Raw genomic sequence first — 25,171 nt, 5'->3', positions numbered from 1 at the left:
AAAAACACCCTGCCTTTGTCGCAAAGGCAGGGTGTTTTCAAAATTGCACTCAGGCTGGTCAGGCAACGGAGCGAAGCAGTGCCATCGACGACTTGTCGAATTGCTCGCGGGCGTAGTCTAGTGAGAGTGTGAATTCCTTTACGTCCTTATTGGAAGGAATATCGAACATGGCATCCGTCATAATCGACTCACAGATAGAGCGCAACCCTCTCGCTCCCAGCTTGTATACCATGGCCTGATCTACGATGAAATCGATCACGGCTTCGTCGAAATGCAGCTCGACCCCCTCCATTCTGAATAGTTTCTGGTACTGCTTCACGAGGGCATTTTTGGGTTCGGTCAGGATACGGCGCAGCGTTTCACGATCCAGCGGATTGAGGTAGGTCAGCACGGGAAGGCGGCCGATCAGCTCAGGAATCAGGCCGAATGATTTAAGGTCCATGGCCGTCACATAGCGCATCAGATTACCTTTATCGAAAATTTCGATGATGCGGTTGTCGCCTGAAAAACCGATGGGCCGGGTATTGATGCGCTTGGCGATGTGGCGCTCGATGCCATCGAAAGCTCCACCACAGATAAACAGAATATTTTCCGTATTGAGCGCGATCATTTTCTGGTCGGGATGCTTGCGCCCTCCTTGCGGCGGCACATTCACAACTGAGCCTTCCAGCAATTTGAGCAGTGCCTGCTGCACCCCCTCACCGCTCACGTCGCGGGTGATGGACGGGTTATCGGACTTTCGGCTGATTTTGTCTATCTCGTCGATATACACGATACCCCGCTCGGCGGCTTCTACGTTATAATCGGCGGCCTGCAGCAGGCGCGTCAGAATCGTTTCGACATCCTCACCCACGTAACCCGCCTCGGTGACGGTGGTAGCATCAGCGATGCAAAAGGGCACCTGCAGCACTTTGGCAATGGTGCGCGCCAGGTAGGTTTTGCCCGTCCCGGTCTCGCCCGCCATGATGATGTTTGATTTTTCGATAATCACCTCGTCGTCGGTCTGATGCTGCGACAGGCGCTTGTAATGGTTGTATACGGCTACGGCCAATGAGCGTTTGGCTTCGTCCTGCCCGATGATGTATTGCTCCATGAACTCCTTCATCGCCTGAGGCGGAATGAGGTTCAGTTTGGGCAGTTTCGACTTTTTACCGTCTTTATCTTTCTTGTCTTTGGGATTCAGTTCTTCCATCACCACCTGATTCCCCTGCGTGATGCAGTGATTGCAGATGTGGGCGTCAATGCCCGATAAAAGAAGTTCAACTTCACTTTTACGGCGTCCGCAGAACGAACAGGTTACTTGAGCCATTTATCAATTTTGAATATGTGAATGAGAGAGTGGGAGAATAGAAAAATCCGGATCAACTGTCAGTAAATAAATAACTCGTAATAACCGTATTGCAATTTAAAATTCCCTTAATCTTCGATTCAAATTTTGGAAGGTAGTTTCGGAAGCTTCCACAAAGTTCAGTTTTTTTGACTCCTGAACCAAGTTGGATTTCCTTGCAAAGCAATAAAAAAACCGATAAGGTTCACGAATGAACCCTATCGGTGGACAAAAAATTATCCAGCGGTGCTTATTTTTCCTTCGACTTTTCGCGGGTTAGCACTTCGTCGATCAAGCCGTATTCCTTGGCCTCGCTGGCGCGGAACCACTTATCGCTGTCCGAATCCTTCTCAATGTCTTTCACATCCTTGCCCGTGTGATCAGCCAGGATTTCGTAAAGTTCTTCGCGGATCTTGACGATTTCGCGGGCCGTGATCTCGATATCGGTCGAGCGTCCCTGCGCGCCGCCCGAAGGCTGGTGAATCATTACCCGTGCGTGGGGTAGGGCTGAGCGCTTGCCTGCCGCACCACCCGCCAGCAGTACCGCGCCCATCGAGGCGGCCAGGCTGGTGCAGACCGTCGCCACGTCGGGCCGCACGTACTGCATGGTGTCGTAGATACCCAGGCCGGCGTAGACCGAGCCGCCGGGGCTGTTGATGTACATCAGCACGTCTTTCTTGGCATCAGCCGATTCGAGGAACAGCAACTGCGCCACCACGATGTTAGCGATGTTGTCGTCCACGGCCGTACCCATAAAGATGATGCGGTCGGCCATAAGGCGCGAGAACACATCCACCTCACGGAAGTTCATCGGGCGTTCCTCAATGACGGCGCGGGTCATGTTTTCAATCGTGTGGTTCATGTAGCCATCCACCGTGGAGCCGTTGAGGCCCATGTGATGTACGGCGTATTTTCTGAATTCTTTTCCGTAGTCCATTATTTGTTTGAGTAGTTTTTGAATAAAATAAAATCTAGAAAAGGGTTTTACCCGGTTTCGGAATTTTTACACAACGAAAACGAACGGGGCATAGTTTCGAGCTACCAGAACCGGGCCAATCCCCTTTCCAAGCACAAAGTTGGTCAATCATGACACATTCACTCGTCGGTACGGGCGACAAATTGTCGGGATTTGTGAAAATCAACCATGATTTTTCATTTCTTTAGGGTTAAAATCATTCGTTTGGCGGATCTCATCTAACTTTTATAATGAAGAATGAGTGATTTTGAAAATGAGAGAATTAAAAAACCATCCCCCCATACCATGGAACAACTACTCACTCAATCACTAATTCAAAACGGACTATGAATCTTTCTGAACGCATCCGGCAGTTGCGACAACAAAAGGGGCTATCTCAGGAAAATATGGCCGACGGGCTGGGCCTGTCCACCTCGGCCTACGGCGACATCGAGCGCGGCCGCACCGAGCCGCCCCTCTCCCGCCTGGAATCCGTCGCTGCGCTCCTTGAAGTACCCTTGCCCACCCTGCTGGGCCTGGAAAACGCTTCCCTCAGCGAAACCGAATGGCTCCGCCGCGACAACGAAGCCCTGCGCCACGAGAACGCCCGACTGCACCAGGAAATCGGCCAATGGAAAAGCAAATTTCACGAGTGGGTACGGACGGAGATTGCCCGAAAGGCGGAGCGGGAGCGGATTGGGTTTTAAGGGATTTGGTGTATTTTGCAAGTGGACACCGCGCGGTTGAAATCTTGCTTGATACCAGACTGCCAGTTACGCACTTTCAGTAGCATGGATTACCCCGAAAAATGATACAGTAATGGCAACCTATAAGAACACAAAACAATAAAACTATGAAAAGTCTGCTTGCCGCTTCCGCAATCGTTTTGTCAACCGTTTGCTTCGGTCAAACACAGCATGAAAAACTCAACGGGCTAAAACTGTTAAAACCAGATCTTGCTTTTCAAACGGATACCACGATACAGGTAATATACAAAAGCAAAGTTTAGGGACAGAACATAAATGCGGCCTTTTTCATCAACGGAAATCAGGTCAGTGAATATAATTTTAAAGGTATGAATCCCAGATACGTTCAAGATGTATCTGTTGAAAAGGGTGAGATTGAAGTCAATGGCGTGAAGTATCCTGCGAAGGTATCGATTGAAACAAAAGCGGATTATAGGCCGAATTTTATCTCCCTCAATGATTTCAAAGAGAAGCACGTTGATATAAAAGAAAAGTCGATCCTATTTCAAATCGACGACGAAATAGTGCTCGATGATTACGACAACTACATGATCGACGAAAACTACATTCTGAAAACCATTGTCGAGAAAGTGAAAAATAAAAGATTGAATTTCACTCTTATCAAGTTGTTGACCAGGTCCGAAAAGAATCTACAAGACTCAAAAAGAATAATGATTCGTGGTCAGGAAGGATTGGCTATAGATTATACCTTATAGATAAATTTGGTATTAATCGAATCCGTTATTTCAACTCACCCGTCAGAGACGATCACCACAAAAGATCCTGATTTGAACGTTATCCGGTATTGTTCAATACAGGGTTAAGAAGAGATTCAGACTAGCCATCAGCGTCCATCGGAATAAGTAAAAGGGCCTCCCCCACCCCTTTTCTCTAAAATCGTTATTCCCAACTTCGACGCTTCATGAAATTTCAATACCGCTTCCTGCTGGCACTACTCCTATTTTGCGCGGCGATCACGACCTACGCCCAGCAAATATCGAAGGCTGACCTCCTGATGCTCACGCCCGAATGGAAGGGCGAGCGCTTCCCCGATGGTCGCCCCAAAGTACCCGACGAGCTGCTGGATCGCCTGAAAAAGGCCACCCTTGAAGAAGCCTGGGCGGTGCTAAAAAACAAGAATTTCCGCCACCAGTACACCGAAAACTGGATGACGATCAACCCCGATAGCGTGCTGGTAGGCCGTGCCCTGACGGCCACCTTCATGCCGGGCCGCCCCGACGTGCAGCGGGTGTACGACGAAAAGGGACACAACCAGGACGGACGCATCAAGTCACAAAATGCCTGGCCGATCGACCTGCTGGTGAAGCGCGACGTCTACGTGGCAGACCACCACGGCTTTCATAATGATGGCCCGACGATTGGAGACAATCTAGGCAACTCGATTTACGCCAAGACGGGCAACGGCATCGTGTACGACGGGGCCATCCGCGACATTTCTGGTTTGAGGGAAATCGGCGGTTTTACTTCATTCTTCCGCACGTATCACCCTTCCCACCACCTAAACAACCCCGACGGCGACCTGAACACCACCCTTACGGGCATCAACCAGCCCACCCGCATCGGCGACGCCATGGTACTGCCCGGCGACGTGGTACTTGGCCGCGACGGCGGCGTCATTTTCATCCCGCCGCATTTGGTAGAGCAGGTAGTTAAGACCTCCGAAATCGTGCGGCTACGTGATATGTTCGGCCACCTGCGCCTCCGCGAGCAGAAGTACACACCCGGCCAAATCGACAACCGCTGGACCGACGATATCGAGAAAGACTTTTCCAAGTGGCTAAACGATCACATGAGTGAGTTACCCGTCCCGAAGGAGCAAGTGGCGGAATTCCTGAAGGGCCGTACCTGGTGAGGAGCGGTCGGCCGTTGGCTCTCGGCTTTTGCAAAAATGTCTGATAGCTGAAACTGAATGAGTTGCCTTCTTCATCTTTCTGTTAAAACAAATCCTCCCCCCCCCCTCTTTCTCAATCACAAAAACTAAAAAAGGCCGACTGCCGAAAGCTGAAAGCCGATAGCCTATTTATGGAAACTAAAAACTCCCGCCGCTCCTTTCTACAAAAAGGCGTTCTTGCCAGCGCGCTGGCGGCTTATGCCGGCTCGACTTACGGCAATGGACTGGTAGATGCCGTCGAGCGTACGCCGATGTCATCCAAACCTTCGGATCTCAGAATTACCGGTTTGAAGTGTGGATTTATTCGCGGTGGTTATAGTCTTTTTGTAAAAATTTACACCAATCAGGATATTTATGGCTGCGGTGAGGGAGTGGACGCCGTACCGGGTACTTACCACCTGGTAAAGACGATGGGCAGGCAGTTGGAGGGCAAGAGTCCGCTGAATGTCCATCGGTTGTTCGAAGACATCCGTCGTGCAGGGTTTTTCAAGGGAGCGCAGGCGGGCATGTACATCTCGGTACTTACGGCCGTCGAAACTGCCCTCTGGGATCTGGTGGGCAAAGCGTACGGGATGCCAATTTATCAGCTGCTGGGCGGGAAGTTTCGAGACAAAATCCGGGTGTATTGCGATACGGCGGCTTACCGTACCGAAGGTCCAAAACCAGAGGATTTTGCCAAGGCTGCCAAAGATGCCGTGAAGGCGGGCTATACTGCCGTGAAGTTCGACATTGACGAAGCCAAAGATCCCGCCAAGTACGACGCCTACAACTGGACGGCCAGCCAGGGCGAGCTCGACCGCATGTATGATCAGATCGCTGCCGTGCGCGAGGCCGTAGGACCGTACATCGACATCTGCGTCGATGCCCATGGGCGTTATGACATGACTACGGGTAAGAAAATCGCCAAGATGTTCGAGCCGCTTAAGCTGCTTTTCCTCGAGGAACCCATTCCCGCCGAGAACCCCGAAGCCTATCGCTACATCTCAGAAGGTACCGACACGCCAATCTGCGCTGGCGAAAACCACTACCTGGCCCACGGCTTCCGCAAGCTACTGGAGCTTGGCGCGGTGGACATCATCATGCCTGACTTGCAGAAAGCGGGCGGTCTCGGCGAGGCGCAGCGCATCGCCAATCTGGCCAACCTCTACTACGTACCGTTCGCGCCGCACATGGTGGCCTCCTACCTGGGCGCCATGTCGTCTTGCCACGTCTGCGCATCCGTTCCCAACTTCCTGATTCTGGAATGGCAGGTGTATTTCGACGAGAACCCAATGTACAAGGAGATCGTAACCTTCGATGGGCCGATGGTGGACAAAGGGTTTATTACCCTATCTGAAAAACCCGGTATCGGCGTGGACATCAACGAAGAAGGCTTGAAGAAATACGCCGCCGAAGGGGTACCGTTTTTTGAGTAAAGGCACAGCCCCACTGCGATTCTGTCCGGAAGAATTTTATTTATGTTCCCAGGTACGCGGCGTAATCCTCCGGAGTATCCAGGTCGACTATGCCTTGCTCGAAGTCAACGAACGCTACATCAGCCAAGTGTTTTTTGAGCAAAGGCTTGGCGCCTTGGTCCCCCGTGATCTGGGTTAGTTCGGCCAGCAAGTCCCGGCCGACCAGCACGGGTACCCCCCACTGTTTTTTGTACCGGCAGGCTACCGCTTTTTTGCCCGATTGTTCAAAAGTCGCCACCATTTGTTCCAGCAAAGGGGTAGTTAGGTAAGGCTGGTCGCAAACGAGCATCAGCACGCCGTCCAGCTTGGGTTCTGTCATGAACAGCCCGGCCAAACCTATTTTCACGGAAGTGGCCATACCTTCCTGCCAGAAAGCATTGTCGATGATTGTAACAGGCTGTCCGTCCAACTCAGGCACTACCTCGGCCTTGTTGGCACCCACTACCACGATCACCGGCCGCAGAGGGGTAGCCAGAGCGGTTTCGACCGTTTTCAGTAACAGGCTTTTTCCTTTTTGTATTTCGAGCGTCTGCTTAGGCAGTCCCATGCGCTGTGATGCGCCGGCGGCTAAGATGATTATTCCGATAGTCATATTTAAGCTGTCGGCTGACGGCTATTGGCCGTCAGCCTTTTTATTTTATGATACTTGGTTGATGATAAAGCAAAAAAGTGTTAGAGGAAGATAGCACTCAATGTGGACCATCAACAGCCTGCTGTCGGCTGCCGGTCACCGACTCTTCATACCCCACTTCCACCAAAAAAAGCCCCTTGGCCGGAGCCTGCGGCCCGGCAGCCTGGCGGTTTTTGGCCAATATTATTTTCTCAAATTCAGCTACGGTTAGCTTATTGGTGCCGACCTCCAGCAATGTACCCACCAGCCCCCGCACCATGCCACGCAGGAAGCGGTTTGATTGTACGCTGAAACAAAGTACCTCGTCTTTCAGAAACCATTCAGCCTGAACTATATTACAAATGAAGGTTTTCACATCGGTATGCACCTTACTAAAGCTTTCGAAATCGTCATGTTGTAACAGCAAGGCAGCGGCGGCATTCATCTTTTGAAGATCCAGCTCAGGACGGAAGACGTATGCTTCGTTGATCAGAAAAGGATTCTTCTGCCGGATGATCCGGTACTCGTAACGACGGTGCGTGGCGGCGAAACGGGCATGGATATCATCACCTACGAGAAAAATGGCCCTGACTGCCAGATCGTTCGGAAGTAAGCTGTTCATGCGATAAACTACCATACCGGGATCGGGAATTGCTTTTTCGAGATCGAAGTGCGCGAACTGCTGACTGGCGTGGACGCCCGCATCGGTGCGGCTGCTGCCGACAATCTCGATAGGCTGCCGGAGGATGGTCGAGAGTGCTTCTTCCAGAGTCTGTTGCACCGAACGCCCCTTGACTTGCCGCTGCCAGCCGATGAAATCCGTGCCTTTGTAGCTTAGTTGAATGAAGTACCTCACTGTTCCGTCCTGTTTTCAAGCTTTTCCGCAACCTAACAATTTCTTTTCAAACCTAAGTCCGAGAATCGTAACTTTGGCTTTCAAATCGTTCTTACTTAGTTCAGCGTTGTAGTTTCTCTGTGCTATTACTAAGAACAATGAACGGAACGGGCCGCCCCGTAAGAATTTTGAACGAACATATGGTTGACGAAAAAAAAGAAGAGAAGACGCTGAATTTCATCGAGGAGATTGTCGAGAAAGACCTGAGCGAAAATAAACACGGAGGCAGAGTACTGACGCGCTTCCCGCCCGAGCCTAACGGCTACCTGCACATAGGCCATGCCAAGTCCATTTGTCTGAACTTTGGGCTGGCCCAAAAGTACGGCGGCGGCACCAACCTCCGCTTCGACGACACCAACCCCACCACCGAAGATGTCGAGTACGTCGATTCGATCAAAAATGATGTGCAGTGGCTGGGCTTCAATTGGGTGGAGGAGCGCTACGCCTCCGACTACTTCGACCAGCTCTATGCGTTTGCCGTCAAACTTATTGAAAAGGGTCTGGCTTATGTCGACGATTCCACAGCAGAGGAAATTGCCGCCCTGAAAGGTACGCCCACCGAACCCGGCAAGCCCGGTCCTTACCGTGACCGCGCCGTAGCCGAAAACCTCGAACTCTTCGAGCGGATGCGAAAAGGCGAATTCGCCGAAGGCAGCCGGGTACTGCGGGCCAAAATCGACCTCGCCTCGCCCAATATGCACCTGCGCGACCCATTCATGTACCGCATCAAGTTTGCGCACCACCACCGCACGGGTGACAAGTGGTGCATATACCCGATGTACGACTTCGCCCACGGTCAGTCGGACGCCATCGAAAAAATCACGCATTCGATCTGTACTTTGGAGTTTATCCCCCATCGTGCGCTGTACGACTGGTTTATCGAAAAGCTGGACATTTTCCCCTCCAAGCAGTATGAATTTGCCCGGCTCAACCTGACCTACACCGTCATGAGCAAGCGCAAACTACTGCAACTGGTACAGGAGGGCCATGTTTCGGGTTGGGACGATCCACGAATGCCGACGATTTCGGGCTTGCGGCGGCGCGGCTACACACCAGCATCCATCCGCAATTTCTGCGAGCGCATTGGCGTGGCCCGACGCGACAACCTCATCGATATGAGCTTGCTGGAATTCTGCGTCCGCGAGGATCTCAATGCCATTGCGCCGCGCCGCATGGCTGTCCTCGATCCGCTGAAAGTGGTGATTACCAACTACCCTGAGGGCAGAGAGGAAATGTGCCTGAGCGAGAATAATCCTGAAAAACCCGAAACTGGCGATCGCGAGATGCCCTTTTCGCGTGAGCTATACATCGAGCAGGATGATTTCATGGAAAATCCACCCAAGAAGTACTTCCGACTGGCCCCCGGCCAGATGGTGCGCTTGAAAAGCGCGTACATCATTCGTTGCGATGAAGTTGTCAAAAACGCAGAGGGTACGATCGAAGAAGTGCGCTGCACGTATATTGAAAATAGCAAAAGCGGTCAGGACGAATCGGGCCTGAAAGTGAAAGGTACTTTGCATTGGGTATCGGCCGCGCACAGCATTCCGGTAGAAATCCGGCAGTACGACCGCCTCTTCCGCGTGGAAGATCCGGCCTCGCAGGAAGGTGATTTCAAAGAGTACCTCAACCCCGACTCGCTGTCGATCATCACCGCCCGTGCCGAGCCTGCCTTCAAGACCGCAACGCCCGGCGAAGCTTTTCAGCTGTTGCGGAAGGGGTACTTTTCGGTAGATTCCGATAGCGTGGACGGAAAAGTGGTTCTCAACCAGACTGTCGGGTTGCGGGATAACTGGGCAAAGGGAAATTGATTGCTTTTTTAATCTTGGTTTCTACAAAAAAAGACGAGCTTTTTGCTCGTCTTTTTTATTGCCTGATCAATACTACCTTTTTTCAGGGAACGTTTTGATTTTAAACTACTTCCTAAACCATCCGTTCCCATGAAAAAGCTATTATCACTGGCGCTTGTCTGCTGTCTGGCTTTCACCGCCAAAGCCACTCACCTGCTGGGTGGTGAAATCCAGGCTAAAAATACGACCGGGCTAACCTACGAGATCAGCGGAGTCCTTTTTCTTGACATACAAAAGGGGCAGGCGGCGGCTAATGCACAAACAGAGATTATTCTGTGCTTTGGAGATGGTCAGCAGATTACAGCAAAGCGGGTGAGTTCAGAGCAACTCGAAGGCAGTCCTAATGTAAACCGGAGCATCTACCGCGTTCTTCACACCTACGCCGCCTCGGGCAATTACACGCTCACGGCAAAGCTGGATAATTTCACGAATGGCATACTAAATATGCCGGCCCCCTCGCAGGAGACTTCTCTAATAATTCAGACTACCCTGAATACTTCTTTGCCTAATGCTACGGCCCAGGCTCCCAATCCTAAGTTCATTAGCGGGTTACGCCAGATATTCTCTCTGGCTTTGCCAAACACGGATCCCGACGGCGATAGCTTGTCTTATCGGCTCACTAAACTACTCAATCAATCACAGGCATGCCAGCCAACCGAACAAGCCAATGCTATTTTCCCGCACGAGGTCACCCGCGAAGGTACTTTCAAAATTAATCACTCAGCAGCCTTGTTGACATGGAATGCGCCTACTCTCGTAGGTTATTACACCTACGCCTACGTCACCGAGGAATGGCGCAAAGGAGTGAAAGTAGCTGAAACCTGGCGTACCTATGTTTTAACCGTCACCGACCAAACCAGTTCCACTAACCCCATCCCTCCTTTTGAGCCTGCCCTGGTAGAATTCAATGGGGTCATTACCGGGCTGCCGCCACACGAGTTCGTAGCGGCAAATATTTCCATGAAAATTTATCCCGTGCCGAGTGAGCAGACTATTACAGTGGAGGTCACAACGCGCCAGCCTTCCAATGTGTACATTGAAATGGTTGATTTGCAGGGACGTGTTCTACGGCAGGCAGCCTATCAGGATAAGGCCACCCGACGCACTCAGGAATTCAGGACAGATGATCTGGCGAAGGGTGTGTACCTGATTCGGGTGCGAAGCCAAGAGGCAACGGTGACCAGGAAATTTGTGCGATGAGGAAACTTTTGTACTTTTCGCTCATTCAAAAGTCAAACCCAACCCTCACCAAATGAAAAGCCGCTCTATAAACAATAGGTTGCTAAGTCTGGCAACCATACTCGTCTGCTTTAATTCTGCCCTCGCTCAGTCATGGCAGGCCGCCGAACCACTCAGTTTACCCACCCAGCGACATGAGTGTGCCCTCGCCGCTGCGGATGGTAAATTGTACCTGCTGGGTGGCCGGGGTGTCAAGGCTGTGGAGGAGTACAATCCGAAGCAGGATACCTGGACAAAGAAAGCAGTGACGCCGCTTGAGATGAGTCATTTCCAGGCAATCACCTATAAAAATGAAATTTATGTGCTGGGGGCATTCACGGGACCTTATCCCCATGAGACTCCCATTCCCGATGTGTATATCTACAATCCAGCACGCGACGAATGGCGGAAGGGCCCCGAAATTCCGGCCGATCGCCGGCGCGGGGCAGCCGGAGCATTTGTGCGCAATGACAAAATCTATATGGTCGCAGGAATCAAGGATGGCCACTGGGATGGACATGTAGCCTGGCTCGATGAGTATGACCCCAAAACAGGCCAATGGAAACAGCTTCCCGATGCCCCGCGGCCCAGAGACCACGTTTCGGTTGCCCTGGTGGGAAACAAGCTCTATGCGGCGGGTGGTCGGCTGTCTACCGCAAAAACTAAAAATGTATTCAATCTGACGATTCCCGAGGTAGATGTATATGACTTCAATTCAAATACCTGGACTACGCTGGATGAAGACCAAAATATTCCCACCCAAAGGGCGGGAAATATGGCAGTGGCCTACAATGGAAAACTACTGATCCTGGGAGGTGAAAGCGCTTCACAGGAAACAGCTCACCGGGAAGTGGAGGCTTACAGTCCCAAAGCTGATCGCTGGGAGAAGCTACCCATGCTTACGCAGGGGCGGCACGGCACCGGGGCCGTAACGATGGGTGGCAAAGTCTACGTGGTAGCAGGTTCAGCCAACCGTGGCGGCGGACCTGAGCTGAACGCAATGGAAATCCTGACCAAATAAGAATCTGCCTTTCTAAGGCTCCTCACAACAAATCGTCAAAATGAATGGGCAGGTGGTTTATCCGCTTGCCCGTGGCGTGATATATGGCATTGGCAATGGCCGGAGCCATGCCCACAATGCCGATTTCACCCAAGCCCTTAGCTCCTAGCGGATTCACAATGTCGTCGTGTTCCTCCACGAAAATAGCATCCAGTTCGTGAATGTCGGCGTGGACGGGTAGGTGGTATTCCGCCAGGTTGGGGTTCATGTACTTTCCGAAACGGTGGTCACTGATGGTTTCCTCCCGAAGAGCCTTGCTGATACCCCAGATCATCGCTCCGACAATCTGGCTTTTAGCCGTTTTGGGATTGATTATTTTCCCGCCAGCAACGGCAGTCAATGCGCGTGTAACGTTGATTACACCCAATTGCTCATCTACCTCGACTTCTACAAAAGCTGCACTATGGGCGGCCCGAGTGTACTTTTTCAACCTAAGCGGATTCGGGACAGAAGTAGTATCCGCCTTGATAGCCTTACCATTATTGTCAGCAATGAGATCAAAATAAGAAACCGCGACCAGCGGGCTTTCGCTTAGTACGATTCTGTCCTTTTCGAACCTGACTTGTGACATACCTTGATCAGACAGAGAGAAGTTCTCCATTCTCGAAGCCCGTTTCAGCAGTTTTTCACGCAGTGACTTACAGGCTTTCACCACTGCCGACCCTACGCTCGACACCGTAAAAGAACCACCTTCAATGGGTGCGAAAGCCATATCGCTATCGCCATATTCAAAAGTAACGTCATCGACCGACAGGCCGAATTCATCCGCCGCGATTTGTGTCATTACCGTCAATGTACCGGTGCCAATGTCGGATGTAGCAGAGTTCACCCTCAATTTTCCGTCTTTGTCCAGCATGGCTTCGGCACGGGATGGTACCGTCATTGCATCCCATATTCCCGTTGCCATACCGTAGCCAACCAGCTTGGTACCTCGTTTCATGCTACGTGGTTCGGGCTTACGCTCAGCCCAGCCGAATTTTTCGGCACCTTGCTTGTAGCATTCCCGTAATTCTTTACTGGAAAAAGGCTTGTCCTCAGCCATATCCCTTTCCGAATAATTGATTAGCCGGAGTTCCAGGGGATCTATTCCCAGCTTATACGCCATTTCGTCCATCGCGCTTTCGATCGCCGGCAGTCCGGTGCTTCCGCCCGGCGCACGCATATCCAGCGGACTGTACACATCCAACGGCACAAGCTGGTATTCCAGCAGGGTATTCTCAACGGGATAAAGGATGTGTGACCAGTTGACGACGACCTCAGTGTAGTCTTCAAACTGTGAAGTTTCGGCAATGGCCGCGTGGTTGAGCGCCGTTACTTTTCCGTCTTTGGTTGCGCCCAATCTCACGCGCTGCAAGGTAGGCGGGCGGTGGCCAAAGCTGTACATCTGTTCACGATCCAGGGTAACCCGCACCGAGCGTTTTAATTCTATGGCCGCCATTACTGACATAAACAATTGGTATTGGGGGCGAAGACCTGAACCAAAAGCACCACCAATATAGGGAGCGATGACCCGAACATCGCTAAAACTCAAACCAAACACGTTACAAGCATAAAGCTGGCTGTTAATGGTCCCTTGCGTTTTGTCAAATATGGTAAGCTTCCCCCCTTTCTCGTAGAAAGTGGTGGTGGCGTGCATCTCCATTGGATTATGGTGCTCTGTACCATGCCAGTAAGCGGATGAAACCTGCGCGTCAGCTTCTCCATAAGCGTTTTCGAAGTCGCCTTTGGGCTTGGGAGGCAGCGGTTTCAACATGGTGGCCAGGCCCACTTTCGGGTCCCGGGCCCTGGCAGTGTTCTTTTTGAGGTCAGAGTCAAACTCTTCCGCTTCGTAATCTATCTTGAGCAGGGATGCCGCATAGCGGGCAGTTTCGAAAGTCTCGGCTACTACCAGAGCCACCGGTTGGGCATAGTACTTGATTTCGTTGTCGTATAGCGGTCGGAAGGGCGAACCCGGCGGCGCATCCATGTCGGAATATTGCATATCGAACCAGGCTAACGAAGGCCGGTTCTCGTGGGTAAAAACGTCAATCACGCCCGGAATTTTCTTTACAGAAGCCGAGTCGATGCTGAGAATTTTCCCGCGAACAATGGTGCTATTGACAACATACCCGTAGAGTAAACCTTCCAGATTAAATTCGCCAGAATATTTGGCCGAGCCTGTCACTTTCAGGTGTCCTTCCAGCCGGCTAATGGGTTGTCCTATTTGTGCTTTTGACATGGATATGGGTGATTGGTAGAATGGGTGAACTTGTCGAGCCTTATCAACATGTTATTCACTTATTCTATGATTCAAAATTAGTTAGGTACTGCGCCCGGTAGTTGGGTTTCAGCGGGGTTCAGGGCCATCAGGCCATTACGGATAATGGCTCGCTTGGCCAGGTCGATCTTGAAATCGTTATGACCATACCCAGTCGCTCCTTTCAGAATTATATCAGCGGCCTGACCGAGACTCTCCTCGTTGACCTCTTTGTTTTCCAGGAATAATTCAGCTTCTACCACCCGCCATGGCTTGTGAGCGACACCACCCAATGCGATGCGGGCTTCCTTTATCCTGTTATTTTCCAATTCAAGCCCCATAGCCACCGACACCAGTGCGAATGCGTAGGAGTTGCGGTCACGGAGTTTGAGGTAGGAGTAGTTTTGTGAGAAGCCTTTCGGCGGCAGATCAATGCTAGTGATTACTTCACCATGCCGCAGGTTGTTGTCCAGCTCCGGGGTATCGCCAGGAAGCCGGTGAAAATCCACAAAAGGAATACTGCGCTCCCCATCCGGACCACTAACATTCACCGTGGCGGACAGCGCAGAAAGCGCGACGCACATGTCTGAAGGGAATACGGCAATACAATTTTCGCTTTCTCCCAGAATAGCCATAATGCGATTGTAGCCGCCGATGGCCGAACAACCACTGCCGGGTTCCCGCTTATTGCAGGGAGTGTTTATATCATAAAAATAGTAACAGCGGGTACGCTGCAGCAGATTGCCTCCATTGGTCGCCATGTTCCGTATCTGCCCTGTTGCTCCAGCCAGTATAGCCCGGTTCAGCAACGGGTATCGCTCGGTTATCAGCGGGTGGTAGGCAGTGTCGTTGTTGCTGACAAAAGCTCCAAGTCGAATACCGCCATCCTCTCTTTCCGAAATTTCATGGTTTTCAGTGATCGTGTTCAGATCCACCAGCGCATCGGCTTTGGCCACATTGTACTTCATCAGGTCTATGAGGTTGGTACCTCCCGCTATGAAGCAAGCCTCTGAATGACCGCTAACCTGGCCAACGGCCTCCTGAACGCTACTTGCCTTCTTATAACTGAAATTATTCATGCTGTTGTACTTTAAATTTCTTTACTTAATGCCTTCCATGATTGCGTCAATGATATAGACATTGGCTCCGCAACGGCAGAGGTTGCCACTCATCAGTTCCTTCACCTCTTCCCGGGAGTGGGCTTTGCCTTCCTGCAACATGCCAATGGCACTGCAAATCTGTCCCGGCGTGCAGTACCCGCATTGAAACGCATCATTCTCAATGAAAGCTTTTTGTAACGGGTGCAAATCCGTGTCGCTTGGTGCAATACCCTCGATGGTAGTGATTTCAGCTCCCTCCTTCATCGTTGCCAGTGTGAGGCAACTGAGTATCCGTTTACCATCACAAAGTACCGTACAGGCACCACACTGACCGTGGTCGCAGCCTTTCTTGGTGCCCGTGAGGCCGATGTATTCGCGTAGGGCATCCAACAGGCTTACCCAAGGCATTACATTCAGCTCACGCGGTTTGCCGTTGACAGTTAAGGTAATGGACTTGGTATCGAAACTACGTTCGGTTTTCGGAAGAATGGGGGCATTTTCGGTAAGCATGGCAGCTGGGTTGAATGTGTAGACACAAAAACTCAAAAATATTTTCTTAGGAATTGTAAGAATTATGCCAAAATAAGAAAGGCCAGTAGGGGCTGGCCGATTGATAAAAACTGGGATTCTTTTCCCCGATTCATTGTAGCTGATGGGGACAGATTGGGCAAAGCCATATCAGCTACTCACGATTGCTGGCTCCGGGACCAACGAAGAGTGGAGGGTAATCTGCCAGGCCAGAGAGGCCGTTAGATTACCAATAAAAACCTGGAAGGAATATGCTAGTTATTAGGAATTGTGCCCGCCAGAAACACTGGCTTCAGAGACTTGGGTCTAATCCAATGCTTCTCTCGGCTCATTCTGCGGCCAGATTTTCTCAATTGCCCAAGCAAACCCAATCACCAGTGTGCAGCCTATCAGGTTGAGCCAGAGAAAAGCGGTAAGATCCTGCCAATAACTGATGATGACAAAGAACTCCCCAATCACCGCGCCCCAGAAAACAGCGCGACTGCCAATGGATTTGAAGTAGAAAGCCACGAGAAAAACGCCCAGAATCACCCCATAAAACAGCGATCCCAGTACATTGACGGCTTCGATCATGCTCCCTAACCGACTGGCGTACTGCGCGACAATGATGCAGAAAACGCCCCAGCCGAAAGTAGCCCACCGGGAAGCACTGACGTAGTATTTGTCGGTACCATCCTTGCTTACCTGCCGCTTGAAAATATCCACAATCGTGGTGGAAGCCAGCGAATTGAAGGCTGCCGCTACCGAACCCATGGAAGCCAGCAGAATCACGGCGATCAGCAAACCAACTAGACCCGCCGGCAGATAGTCGATCACGAAGCGCAGGAATATATAGTTCACATCGTTGGTTTGCTCTCCGTTAGCTTTTGAGATTAGATTCTGCGCTTCCAGCCGTACGGCCTGCACTTTTTCCTCGGCAGCTCCCAGGTAGGTGCGCTCGCGCTCCACCGCCACCTCGTCATTTTTGTCCAGCGCCTCGGTCAGTGCAAGTACATGTGGGCGTTTTTCACTTTGGAGGATGGCGTGGCGATCTTCCAGCTTTTGGTACTCTGGAGCGTACTCCGTCGCCATGACCTGGTCCACCTTCACCTGGTTGAAGAACATCGGTGGCGTGGTGAACTGATAAAACGCGAACACCAAAGCCCCCACCATCAGGATAAGAAACTGCATGGGAATTTTTAACAGACCATTCATTGCCAGCCCCAGCCGGCTCTGTCCCACCGAACTACCCGTCAAGTACCTGCCTACCTGCGACTGATCAGTTCCAAAATAAGAGAGCTGCAGAAAGAAGCCGCCTATGATACCCGACCAGACATTGTACCGGTTATTGAGATCGAAGGTAAAGTCGATGACATTGGTTTTGCCCATTTTGCCCGCCACGTGCAAAGCATCGGTAAACGAAACATCGTCGGGCAGGAGTTTCACAACGGTGAAGCCCGCGATGACCATCCCCAGCGTGACGATACCCATCTGCTGCAAATGCGAGTGGGACACTGCTTTTGCCCCGCCCGTGACGGTGTAGAGCATCACCAGGCCACCCGAAATGATGTTGGTCCACATGATATCCCAGCCCAGAATGGCCGACAAAATAATGGAGGGCGCGTAGATCGACAGTCCGGTTGAAAGGCCACGCTGCAACAGGAAAAGGCCGGCAGTCAGGCTACGTGTACGAAGGTCAAAACGACCTTCCAGGTACTCGTAAGCCGTAAAGACATTAAGCTTGTGAAACTTCGGCACGAAGGTGATACAAAGCACGATCATGGCGAAGGGTAGTCCGAAATAGAACTGCACGAAGCGCATCCCGTCGGTGTAGGCCTGCCCGGGTGCCGACAAAAAAGTGATGGCACTCGCCTGCGTCGCCATTAGCGACAGCGTGACATGGTACCAGGGCAGCGAGCGGTCAGCCCGGAGGTAGGAGTCGATATTTCGGTTCTCGCGGCTGCGATAAATACCATAGCCCACGATAAAGGTAAGCGACAAAGCCAGAACAATCCAATCGAGATAGCTCATTGGAAATGGATCATGAAGGCGTAGAAAAGGGCAATCAGCAGCAACAGGACCCCGGTGATGATACCATACATCTGACGCCAGGTCTTGACAAATGGCGGCAGACCTTCGTTGGGTTGGCTTTCCACCGGGCGGCGGTCCGCCGGGCTGCGTCCAGCCGGGCTGTGTTCAGCTTCGGGCAATGGCATGAGGTAGGGTTGTGTTGGCAAACGTCGTTCGTCAATGGGTTGATAAAGGACGTGAAACAAAAATAGAACCCTTTTTGGAATATAGGGGAATTTTGTTGGGATTAATATCCTTTTGGCTGTTATCCAACTTCATCGACTGACTTTACAGGCAAGTTCCGGATGCGCTTGCCACTGGCACGATAGATGGCATTGACCAAAGCAGCAGCCGTGGGCGCCTGGGCAGCCTCGCCTGCGCCAAGCGGCTCCAGTTCAGGGTGATCGATGACAACTACTTGTACTTTTGGAACCTCGGTATAGCGCATTATCGGATAAGAAGTCCAGTCGCGGGTACTGATCTGCTGTTGACCGAAGCCTACTTCTTCTTTCAGGGTCCAGCTGGTTGCCTGAATCAGGCAGCCCTCGGTTTGGTTGATGACCCCGTCCAGATTAATTACCTGCCCGGCATCGAGTGCCGCCCAAAGCCCTAGTACCTTCACCTCGCCAGAGTTCTTGTCCACTGCTACTTTCGCCGCCACGGCGCAGTAGGAAGCCACATTTTTATAGCGCGAAAAAGCCAGCCCTATTCCTTCGTTCGGACCATTTTTCTCATTTTCAATCATTTTACCCAGCTTTTTCATCACGGCGATGGCGCGTTCGTCGGTCGAGTGCGCCAGCCGGAAATCCAGCGGATCCTGCCGGGCCTTTTCGGCCAGCTCGTCCATGAGCGACTCAATGGCAAAAATGTTAGCATATGCGCCCAGGCTCCTCAGCGACGAAACCCGTAACGGACCTTCGAAAGCGTGTGCGTCAATTTTGAGATTGGGAATATCATAGTAGGGCTCAGAGTTTCGGTACCCACCCCCAAAATAGCCCATCGAGGGTTGAGGAAAGGGTTTGTCAAGATGCCAAGCTGCCAACAGGTTGCCGGGATTACCGCCCGGGCGGTTGCTGTGGCCATCGGACCATACAGAATAGCGCCAGTGCGAGATTTTTCCAGTGTCGTCCAGACGGGCTTCGGCCTCCATACCCATGGCGCTACCGTAGGGTTCCCAGGCGTGTTCGTCCTCCCGCATCCATTGTAGCCTAATCGGCGTTCCCGGCATCGCCATCGCAACCAGAGCGGCATCGGTAGCGGCATCGTCGGCCCCGTTGTGACCGTAACAGCCTGAGCCGGGAACACCAATCACGTGGACTTTTTCTGCTTCCAACCCCAGCATCTTGGCCAAGGCATCCCGGAAAGGATAAATCCCCTGGCTATGCGACCACACGTGGAGGGTTCCTTCTTTGTACAAAGCCACGCCGCAAGACGGCCCGATTGACCCATGCATCTGGTAGGGTTTGAAATAGCTCGCCTTTACCGTTTTTCCATCTTTCTGATCAAGTGCTTCAGTCGTCCCCTGTTCTTTTACTTTCTGACTTTTCGCTGGAAAACCTCTAATGTATTGGGCCAAATCCTGTCCTTCGGGAAGCGGCGTTGCGCTCGACCAGCGCGCATGTTCGAGGGCTGATTGCCTGGCCAGTACTGCCTGGTACTCGTCAGCAGCAACTACCGCCAGAAAAGTACCATCGATGACTGTTTTGAGAAGATCCGGAGCTTTGCTGGCAAAGGCCTGCTCGTCAAACGACAGAAGTTTTGATCCATACACCGGCGGCCGCACCACCCGGGCGTGTACCATGCCCGGCATCCGCAGGTCCTGCACGTACAATGCCTGCGCCCGCACCATCTGCTCGATGTCGGTACGAGGGATGGCCTTGCCGACGTAGCGGTAGGTCTCCGGCGATTTCAGTTTTACGGGTAGTTTCACTTCACCTTCCAGTTGGGCTCCATTCAGGAGTTGGGCAAAGCGCAGAGTTTGCTTTTTCCCTTTCCGGCTGACCACCCCATTCGCCATCGTGAGCTGATCAGATTCAGTCTGCCAGCGTCGTGCAGCCATTTCCAGGAGCTTCTGACGCGCAAAAGCCGCCGCGTAGCGCACCGACATAGCCGTGTTTTCCATCGAACCACTGCCGGCCGTATATCCCTCGTTGGGAGTACGTTCGGTTTCAGCCAGGTGTACTTCTATTTGATTCAGGGCCAGATCCAGTTCTTCGGCGGCAACCTGCGCGATGGCCGTGCGGACTCCCTGCCCGAGTTCCATTTTGCCGATCAGTACCCGTACCCGGCCGTCGCCAAGTACTTCCAGCCAGGCATCGAGGCGTGGCTGCCGGCGCAAGGCACCCGGCAGATTTTCTTCCACTATTTTCGGCTTCGCCTCTGCCCAATCAGTGCCGATTAAGGAAAAACTGATCGTCAGACACCCGAGATTACTAATGAATTTCCGGCGCGATAGCTGTGGGTTATAAGATGTTTCTTTCATACTACTCTTTTGATGGTCGGGGTTCAGGAGGCATCAGCTGCCCGTTGGATAGCTTTGATCATACGGGTGTGGGTACCGCACCGGCATAAGTTCCGGTCCATACCTTCCCGAATTGCAGCCTCATCGGGTTTCTTATTGTTTTTCAGCAATGCCACCGCCGCGATCACCATGCCGTTGAGGCAGTAGCCGCATTGGGCTGCCTGTTCTTCCACAAAAGCACTTTGTACCGGATGTAAAGTGCCGTTCGAATGAGTCAAACCTTCCAACGTTACTATTTCGCGGCCCGTCATTTCTTCTACCGGTATCCGGCAGCTTGGCATCGCCTGGCCATCCATCAGCACCATGCATGAGCCACAGACCTCGATGCCGCAGCCGTATTTCGGCCCGTTCAATTCAAGCTGGTTGCGCAGCACGTAAAGCAGCGGCGTAGCAGGATCGACCCGGACTGTACGCGTCTGTCCATTCACTTGTAAGGTGACGTCTTTTATCATAGTTTTAATCTTGGAAACCGAATCTCAAATTACTAGAAACGTCTTCTCTCGTTTAATTCTGACACTTCCGATCCATTTTTTTATTCGTAAAAGGCTCTTAGAATCAAATTTTTACCTAGTTTGTCTTACTTTTTTTTGGAAAGCAAATCAGCCGCCACGGACCGACTCCGGGTTCACCACAGACCTGCTTTTGAATCGGTATGTTTGTGTCTTTATGGTTTCATTATTTCGACAATCTATAAAAATGCCTTACTTGGAAGGTCTGGTCTCTTCGGATAACGTTTTTACCACTTACCTTTTGCTGCCTGAGTTGATAGATACGTGAATGTTTCAATTTCATGACCACCAGAAAGACTTCCCCCCTCTCCCAATCCGAACTTTACGAGGCCCTCAAAAAGCGGCAGGGCTGGGCGTATGACTACCTGTATGGCGAGCTATCCCATTCGTTCCGGTACTGGGTCGAGCGGAACAGCGGCACGGAAATGGACGCCGAAGATGCGTTTCATAAAGGCCTGTTGAATTTTCTTCTGAATCTTGAAACGGGAAAATATGAATTCAGGGAAAACACCAAAATCACTACCGTGGTATTCGACTACTGCAAAAAAGTTTGGCTCAACGAACTGGCATCGAGCCGATTGAAAAAGCGGGCGATCATGCCCGATGCTTATGATCCAGTGAATGATGTGGATTTGCAGAAAGACCTTGAACGTGCCGAAACTATCGCGCAGGTACGTGCGGCCCTGGATCAATTAAAAGCGGATTGCCGCCGACTCATCGAGATGTTTTATTGCGATGAACTGTCATTAAAGGAAATCGCCAAAAAGCTGGGAATGAAGGAGTCTTCGACCAAACAGAAAAGGTACGACTGCACCGAGAAATTGAAGCAGTTGGTGTTAAAACAAGCCCCCCGGAACTGATGAATCACGAACAATTTGACAGGGTAGAAGCCTACCTGCAAAATGCGCTTTCGGGTCCCGAAAGGTTGGCTTTTGAAAGCGAGTTAAAAGAAAATACCGAATTGAGAACAGAAGTGGAAGTGCAACAGAAAATTCGTCTGGGATTGCGGGCACTCGCCATTGAAAAGCGCATACTTGACGCCCGAAAACGCACCCAAATCACACCGAAGACTACCATTGTCAGGACGCTGGGAAAGGTGCAGAATTGGGGGCTGGCAGCTTCAGTGGCCGTTATGCTCGGGGCGGGATGGCTGGCCTGGCAATACAATCAGGAATCGGGGAGTTCACAACTCAGGGAATTGGCAGAACAGGAAATGACCGATGTGCGGTACAAATCCATGCCCTTTGATTCGCTCCAAAACATTACCAAAAACGCCAATTCGGAAGATGCCCGTCAGAAAGCCGAGTGGTACGTGGCACTGGCGTATATGCACGAGGGGAAGAAAAAGGAAGCGAAGGGTTTACTAATCGGAATCGCTAAAAATCCTGACCATGCCTATCAGAAAAGAGCCGAAAAGCTACTGAAGGAGGGCTTTAAATGACAACTAAACCCCGAGTTGAAGTCATTTCATTCAGACCCTGGCGCTTATTTAAAAATATAGCGTACAGCCAGACCGGAACTTTGCGTAGCAGAGCCCAGGCTGATTCCGGTTGGTTTGCTGGTTTTGGGAAGGGCAAACAGAATAATCTCGGTGATCGCCGCCGCGCCCGCTACACCCAGCGCTGTCATGAACTTGGAACGGTCGTTTTTCGCGTCGGTTGTGGCTTTGTAAGCCGTTTGCCATTGGTTGAATTCAGCGGGCAAAAGAATGACATTGTCTCCGTCAGAGTCAACGGCTTTCCCAATGCGGTTAACCTCATCGAGTTTGGTTTGGTAGTTGTTGTTGAGTGAGTAGGCATAGGCTCCTGCCCCGACGCCCACGGCCGCTGCCAGTAACTTGGCCCCAAGGCGGCGTTTTGGTTTGATGAATTTAACCGGTTCGGGTTTGGCAGATGAAATTGTGATTTGGTCCAGTGTTTCCTCTTTCAATTCCGTGTCCGGTGTGGCGGGACTTTCATTCGCAGCCTGCTTTCCAGCTTGTTCATTGCGAAATTTGATAAACGCATCGCTGTTTTGAATCTGGACCTGAATCAGATCTGGCTTCGCGGCATATTTTAATGCTTTTTGGTACCGTTCTTTGGCGGCTTCATAGTCTTGCTGACTATAAAACTTGGTGGCTTCCCGCGTCCAGTAATCGGTGAGATTCACTTTCGTAATCGAGTCTTTGGGATTTTCAGCCAGTATTTTTTCAAAAGAGACGACCGCCTCCTCCCCGTTGCCCTGATTTAAGGACTTAGTGGCAAGTTCACGCAGTTTTATAAGTTGCTGACACAATTCAATCCTGCCCAAAGCGTAAGGATCTTTCTCAAAATTGGGTACTTCAAGGCAATTTCGATACTGCCGAAGGGCATTTAGATAATCTCCCTGATCGAAATAATCATCGCCGCGTTTCTTGTAGCGCTCATACTCCTCATCTACTCCCTGAGCAAGATTCTGTTCTTCTAGGTCCGGAAGACTTAATGCGGCTGTTCCCGCAAAGCCGGTGATGGAGATAAAAGAAGTAATGAGTGTAAGTAGAATAATTCTTCGCATTGACCACTATTGGTTAATTTCACAATCTTTGATTTTCCGGCTGACCTCATCAGTGGGCCGAAGCGACTGTGCGACCTTATACCAGGCCATTGCGCCTACAAAACCATTATTTTCGAAAATCCGGTTGCCTTTCTCCAGATATTGGGTATAACTAGCAGTCCCCTTGCCGGTATCGAGCGAATTCGTTGCCGCCAGCTGATTGGCTTTCCTGAAAAAGCCCATCGCGGCGTTTTTATCGTTGCTGGAACTGATCGCGGCATTGCCTTTTTCTATCAGTTCATCATATTCCTGCTGTACCTGCTGTTTTTTGAGGATAGTCTTGTCGACTGTTTCATCAGCTGGTTTTGGTAGTTTGTCCTCCCCTTTTTTGGTAGGGGTAGTTACTGGTTTCGCCCGGTCATTTGCTGTCTGGCCAGGCTTATCCATGAACGCTGCCTGCTGTACTGAAGCGGATGGTGGAGTTCCCGTTTCCTCCGGATAATTCTGGCTTGGCAGTCCTTGTGCAGCCTTGGTCTGGGTTTGGTCTGTTTCAGGGTTTATACCGGTCAACCGATTCGACCATACGTATGATCCGATCAATAGCACAACTACCCCAAGCGCCAGGGGTGGCCATGCCCGAACCGCCATGCCATTCCGCCCAGGTACCTGGGCGCTTTTTTGAGCAGTGGTATTTTCCCGGAACTGACTGGGGGAAGATACCGTAGTCGCCGGGATGAATACGTCCGTGGAGTCTTCTGAGGACTCAAGAAAATGCGATAAAACAGGCGCTGGTTTTGTGGCAAAGACTGGCGAAGTTGGATTTTCCAGCAAAGTGAGCAGCTCATCCGGCCTGCGTGCCCTTTTATGAATATCCTTCACCAAACAACGCCTGATCATGCTTTGAAAAGGCTCTGCAATGGTGTTCAGGCGGTCAGGGAGTTGAACCAGGGCAATTTTATTTTCCATTTCGCGGCGCTGGGTGGGTTCGCTCGCCTGGCTGCCCGCACTAAAAGGCTTCTCACCGGTGACCATTTCGTACAGAATCACGCCAAATGCCCAGAGGTCCAGGTTGAAGCTGACGGTACCGCCTGTGATTTGTTCGGGGGCCTTGTAAGCGGGGGTTCCGCGTCCATCGCTCAGATCGAAGTCGGAACTATTCACCTCGTCTTCCGCGACAAACTTACTCAGGCCAAAATCGGCGATTTTAGGAACCAATCGTCCCCGGTTGTCGCGCGAAATGAGGATGTTGGCGGGTTTAAAATCCCGATGAACGATGCGGTGCCGATGCAGCAATTTCAGGCCTTCCAGAATCCCCCGCACCAGTTCTCTCAGTTCAATATCACTCAGGGAATGGGATTTCAGGAGATCAGCCAGATTGCCATCGGCGTAATATTTCATGATGGCAAAATCGCTCGTCCCCATTTCAGTCTGGAGGCGGTAGCAATTATCGTAGCGGGCAATGTTGGCGTGGCGGGGTACTTTTCGGGCCAGTTCGACCTCATCTTTCAGGGATCGGGCATCGCCATGCCTGCACTCACTTATTTTGACGGCCACCCATTCAGTTTCTACCTGGTCTTCCACTTTGATCACCTTGCCATACGTTCCGCTGCCCAGCCACAAGGCATCGTCTCCGAACTGGATCGGATAACGCTGGCGGAAGTCGGAATAGGTGGTGAATGAGGGGGTCATGGCA

At 51.5% G+C, this 25,171-nt stretch carries 23 protein-coding genes; 10 read left to right on the top strand and 13 right to left on the bottom strand.

All coding sequences use genetic code 11. From position 1 onward, the window contains the following. Window positions 1-58 precede the first annotated feature (58 nt). Both clpX and IE117_RS15105 read right to left on the bottom strand, forming a co-directional pair. On the bottom strand, window positions 59-1,309 hold the full coding sequence (gene clpX / locus IE117_RS15110) for an ATP-dependent Clp protease ATP-binding subunit ClpX (protein ID WP_189565264.1): 1,251 nt from the start codon (window positions 1,307-1,309) through the stop codon (window positions 59-61). Window positions 1,310-1,577: 268 nt separating this feature from the next. Next, entirely contained in the window at window positions 1,578-2,264 is a 687-nt protein-coding gene (locus IE117_RS15105; protein ID WP_189565263.1) for a ClpP family protease, read from the bottom strand. Between the two features lie 365 nt (window positions 2,265-2,629). Between IE117_RS15105 and IE117_RS15100 the strand changes: the two genes are divergently transcribed. From IE117_RS15100 to IE117_RS15080, 5 genes are all read left to right on the top strand, one after another. Then, the gene (locus tag IE117_RS15100) at window positions 2,630-2,989 is read left to right on the top strand and encodes a helix-turn-helix domain-containing protein (RefSeq protein ID WP_189565262.1); all 360 of its coding nucleotides are present in this window, start codon (window positions 2,630-2,632) and stop codon (window positions 2,987-2,989) included. 146 nt (window positions 2,990-3,135) lie between these two features. Beyond that, complete coding sequence (locus tag IE117_RS15095) at window positions 3,136-3,291, top strand: hypothetical protein (RefSeq protein ID WP_189565261.1); 156 nt, start codon at window positions 3,136-3,138, stop codon at window positions 3,289-3,291. 66 nt (window positions 3,292-3,357) lie between these two features. Beyond that, complete coding sequence (locus IE117_RS15090; RefSeq protein WP_189565260.1) at window positions 3,358-3,744, top strand: hypothetical protein; 387 nt, start codon at window positions 3,358-3,360, stop codon at window positions 3,742-3,744. Between the two features lie 206 nt (window positions 3,745-3,950). Beyond that, on the top strand, window positions 3,951-4,901 hold the full coding sequence (locus IE117_RS15085) for an RraA family protein (protein WP_189565259.1): 951 nt from the start codon (window positions 3,951-3,953) through the stop codon (window positions 4,899-4,901). Between the two features lie 170 nt (window positions 4,902-5,071). Next, entirely contained in the window at window positions 5,072-6,355 is a 1,284-nt protein-coding gene (locus tag IE117_RS15080; RefSeq protein ID WP_189565258.1) for a mandelate racemase/muconate lactonizing enzyme family protein, read from the top strand. Window positions 6,356-6,395: 40 nt separating this feature from the next. Here IE117_RS15080 and IE117_RS15075 read toward each other — a convergent pair whose 3' ends face one another. Beyond that, window positions 6,396-6,986, bottom strand: a complete 591-nt coding sequence (locus IE117_RS15075; RefSeq protein ID WP_189565257.1) for a nucleotidyltransferase family protein — start codon at window positions 6,984-6,986, stop codon at window positions 6,396-6,398. A gap of 97 nt (window positions 6,987-7,083) precedes the next feature. Beyond that, entirely contained in the window at window positions 7,084-7,860 is a 777-nt protein-coding gene (gene truA / locus IE117_RS15070) for a tRNA pseudouridine(38-40) synthase TruA (protein WP_189565256.1), read from the bottom strand. Between the two features lie 179 nt (window positions 7,861-8,039). Here truA and IE117_RS15065 point away from each other — a divergent pair, with 179 nt between their 5' ends. The 3 genes from IE117_RS15065 (at window position 8,040) to IE117_RS15055 (ending at window position 11,985) form a co-directional block, all read left to right on the top strand. Further along, a complete protein-coding gene (locus tag IE117_RS15065; RefSeq protein WP_189565255.1) occupies window positions 8,040-9,707 on the top strand; it encodes a glutamine--tRNA ligase/YqeY domain fusion protein in 1,668 nt (555 codons plus the stop codon). A gap of 129 nt (window positions 9,708-9,836) precedes the next feature. Next, a complete protein-coding gene (locus IE117_RS15060; RefSeq protein WP_189565254.1) occupies window positions 9,837-10,946 on the top strand; it encodes a T9SS type A sorting domain-containing protein in 1,110 nt (369 codons plus the stop codon). A 52-nt stretch (window positions 10,947-10,998) separates the two neighbouring features. Next, window positions 10,999-11,985, top strand: coding sequence for a Kelch repeat-containing protein (locus IE117_RS15055; RefSeq protein ID WP_189565253.1), 987 nt, complete (start codon window positions 10,999-11,001; stop codon window positions 11,983-11,985). A gap of 22 nt (window positions 11,986-12,007) precedes the next feature. Here IE117_RS15055 and IE117_RS15050 read toward each other — a convergent pair whose 3' ends face one another. The 7 genes from IE117_RS15050 to IE117_RS15020 all read right to left on the bottom strand — a co-directional run bounded on the left by IE117_RS15050 (window position 12,008) and on the right by IE117_RS15020 (window position 20,910). After that, on the bottom strand, window positions 12,008-14,242 hold the full coding sequence (locus tag IE117_RS15050; protein WP_189565252.1) for a xanthine dehydrogenase family protein molybdopterin-binding subunit: 2,235 nt from the start codon (window positions 14,240-14,242) through the stop codon (window positions 12,008-12,010). A 77-nt stretch (window positions 14,243-14,319) separates the two neighbouring features. Continuing rightward, window positions 14,320-15,339: an FAD binding domain-containing protein gene (locus IE117_RS15045; RefSeq protein ID WP_189565251.1), complete on the bottom strand. Its 1,020-nt coding sequence runs from the start codon at window positions 15,337-15,339 to the stop codon at window positions 14,320-14,322. A gap of 21 nt (window positions 15,340-15,360) precedes the next feature. Then, the gene (locus IE117_RS15040) at window positions 15,361-15,870 is read right to left on the bottom strand and encodes a (2Fe-2S)-binding protein (protein ID WP_189565250.1); all 510 of its coding nucleotides are present in this window, start codon (window positions 15,868-15,870) and stop codon (window positions 15,361-15,363) included. Between the two features lie 324 nt (window positions 15,871-16,194). Further along, window positions 16,195-17,898 (bottom strand): sodium:solute symporter family protein, encoded by a 1,704-nt coding sequence (locus tag IE117_RS15035; protein WP_189565249.1) that lies wholly within the window; start codon window positions 17,896-17,898, stop codon window positions 16,195-16,197. Beyond that, window positions 17,895-18,104: a hypothetical protein gene (locus tag IE117_RS15030; RefSeq protein ID WP_229580910.1), complete on the bottom strand. Its 210-nt coding sequence runs from the start codon at window positions 18,102-18,104 to the stop codon at window positions 17,895-17,897. The genes IE117_RS15035 and IE117_RS15030 overlap by 4 nt, the downstream gene beginning before the upstream one ends. A 98-nt stretch (window positions 18,105-18,202) precedes the next feature. Next, on the bottom strand, window positions 18,203-20,419 hold the full coding sequence (locus tag IE117_RS15025) for a xanthine dehydrogenase family protein molybdopterin-binding subunit (RefSeq protein ID WP_189565248.1): 2,217 nt from the start codon (window positions 20,417-20,419) through the stop codon (window positions 18,203-18,205). Window positions 20,420-20,442: 23 nt separating this feature from the next. Next, window positions 20,443-20,910: a (2Fe-2S)-binding protein gene (locus IE117_RS15020; protein WP_189565247.1), complete on the bottom strand. Its 468-nt coding sequence runs from the start codon at window positions 20,908-20,910 to the stop codon at window positions 20,443-20,445. A gap of 338 nt (window positions 20,911-21,248) precedes the next feature. Here IE117_RS15020 and IE117_RS15015 point away from each other — a divergent pair, with 338 nt between their 5' ends. Continuing rightward, window positions 21,249-21,827, top strand: coding sequence for an RNA polymerase sigma factor (locus IE117_RS15015; protein ID WP_189565246.1), 579 nt, complete (start codon window positions 21,249-21,251; stop codon window positions 21,825-21,827). Then, complete coding sequence (locus IE117_RS15010) at window positions 21,827-22,408, top strand: hypothetical protein (RefSeq protein WP_189565245.1); 582 nt, start codon at window positions 21,827-21,829, stop codon at window positions 22,406-22,408. The genes IE117_RS15015 and IE117_RS15010 overlap by 1 nt, the downstream gene beginning before the upstream one ends. A 44-nt stretch (window positions 22,409-22,452) precedes the next feature. Here IE117_RS15010 and IE117_RS15005 read toward each other — a convergent pair whose 3' ends face one another. Together IE117_RS15005 and IE117_RS15000 are read right to left on the bottom strand one after the other, a co-directional pair. Beyond that, window positions 22,453-23,499 carry a tetratricopeptide repeat protein gene (locus IE117_RS15005; RefSeq protein ID WP_189565244.1) on the bottom strand — a complete coding sequence of 349 codons (1,047 nt, stop codon included), beginning with the start codon at window positions 23,497-23,499 and terminating at the stop codon, window positions 22,453-22,455. A gap of 6 nt (window positions 23,500-23,505) precedes the next feature. Further along, window positions 23,506-25,167, bottom strand: a complete 1,662-nt coding sequence (locus IE117_RS15000) for a serine/threonine-protein kinase (protein ID WP_189565243.1) — start codon at window positions 25,165-25,167, stop codon at window positions 23,506-23,508. Window positions 25,168-25,171 lie beyond the last annotated feature (4 nt).

Source organism: Persicitalea jodogahamensis (assembly GCF_014651615.1).
GTDB classification, from domain to species: domain Bacteria; phylum Bacteroidota; class Bacteroidia; order Cytophagales; family Spirosomataceae; genus Persicitalea; species Persicitalea jodogahamensis.
The sequence above is the reverse complement of the archived record's forward strand: the minus strand, read 5'-3'. Positions and strand labels throughout refer to the sequence as shown.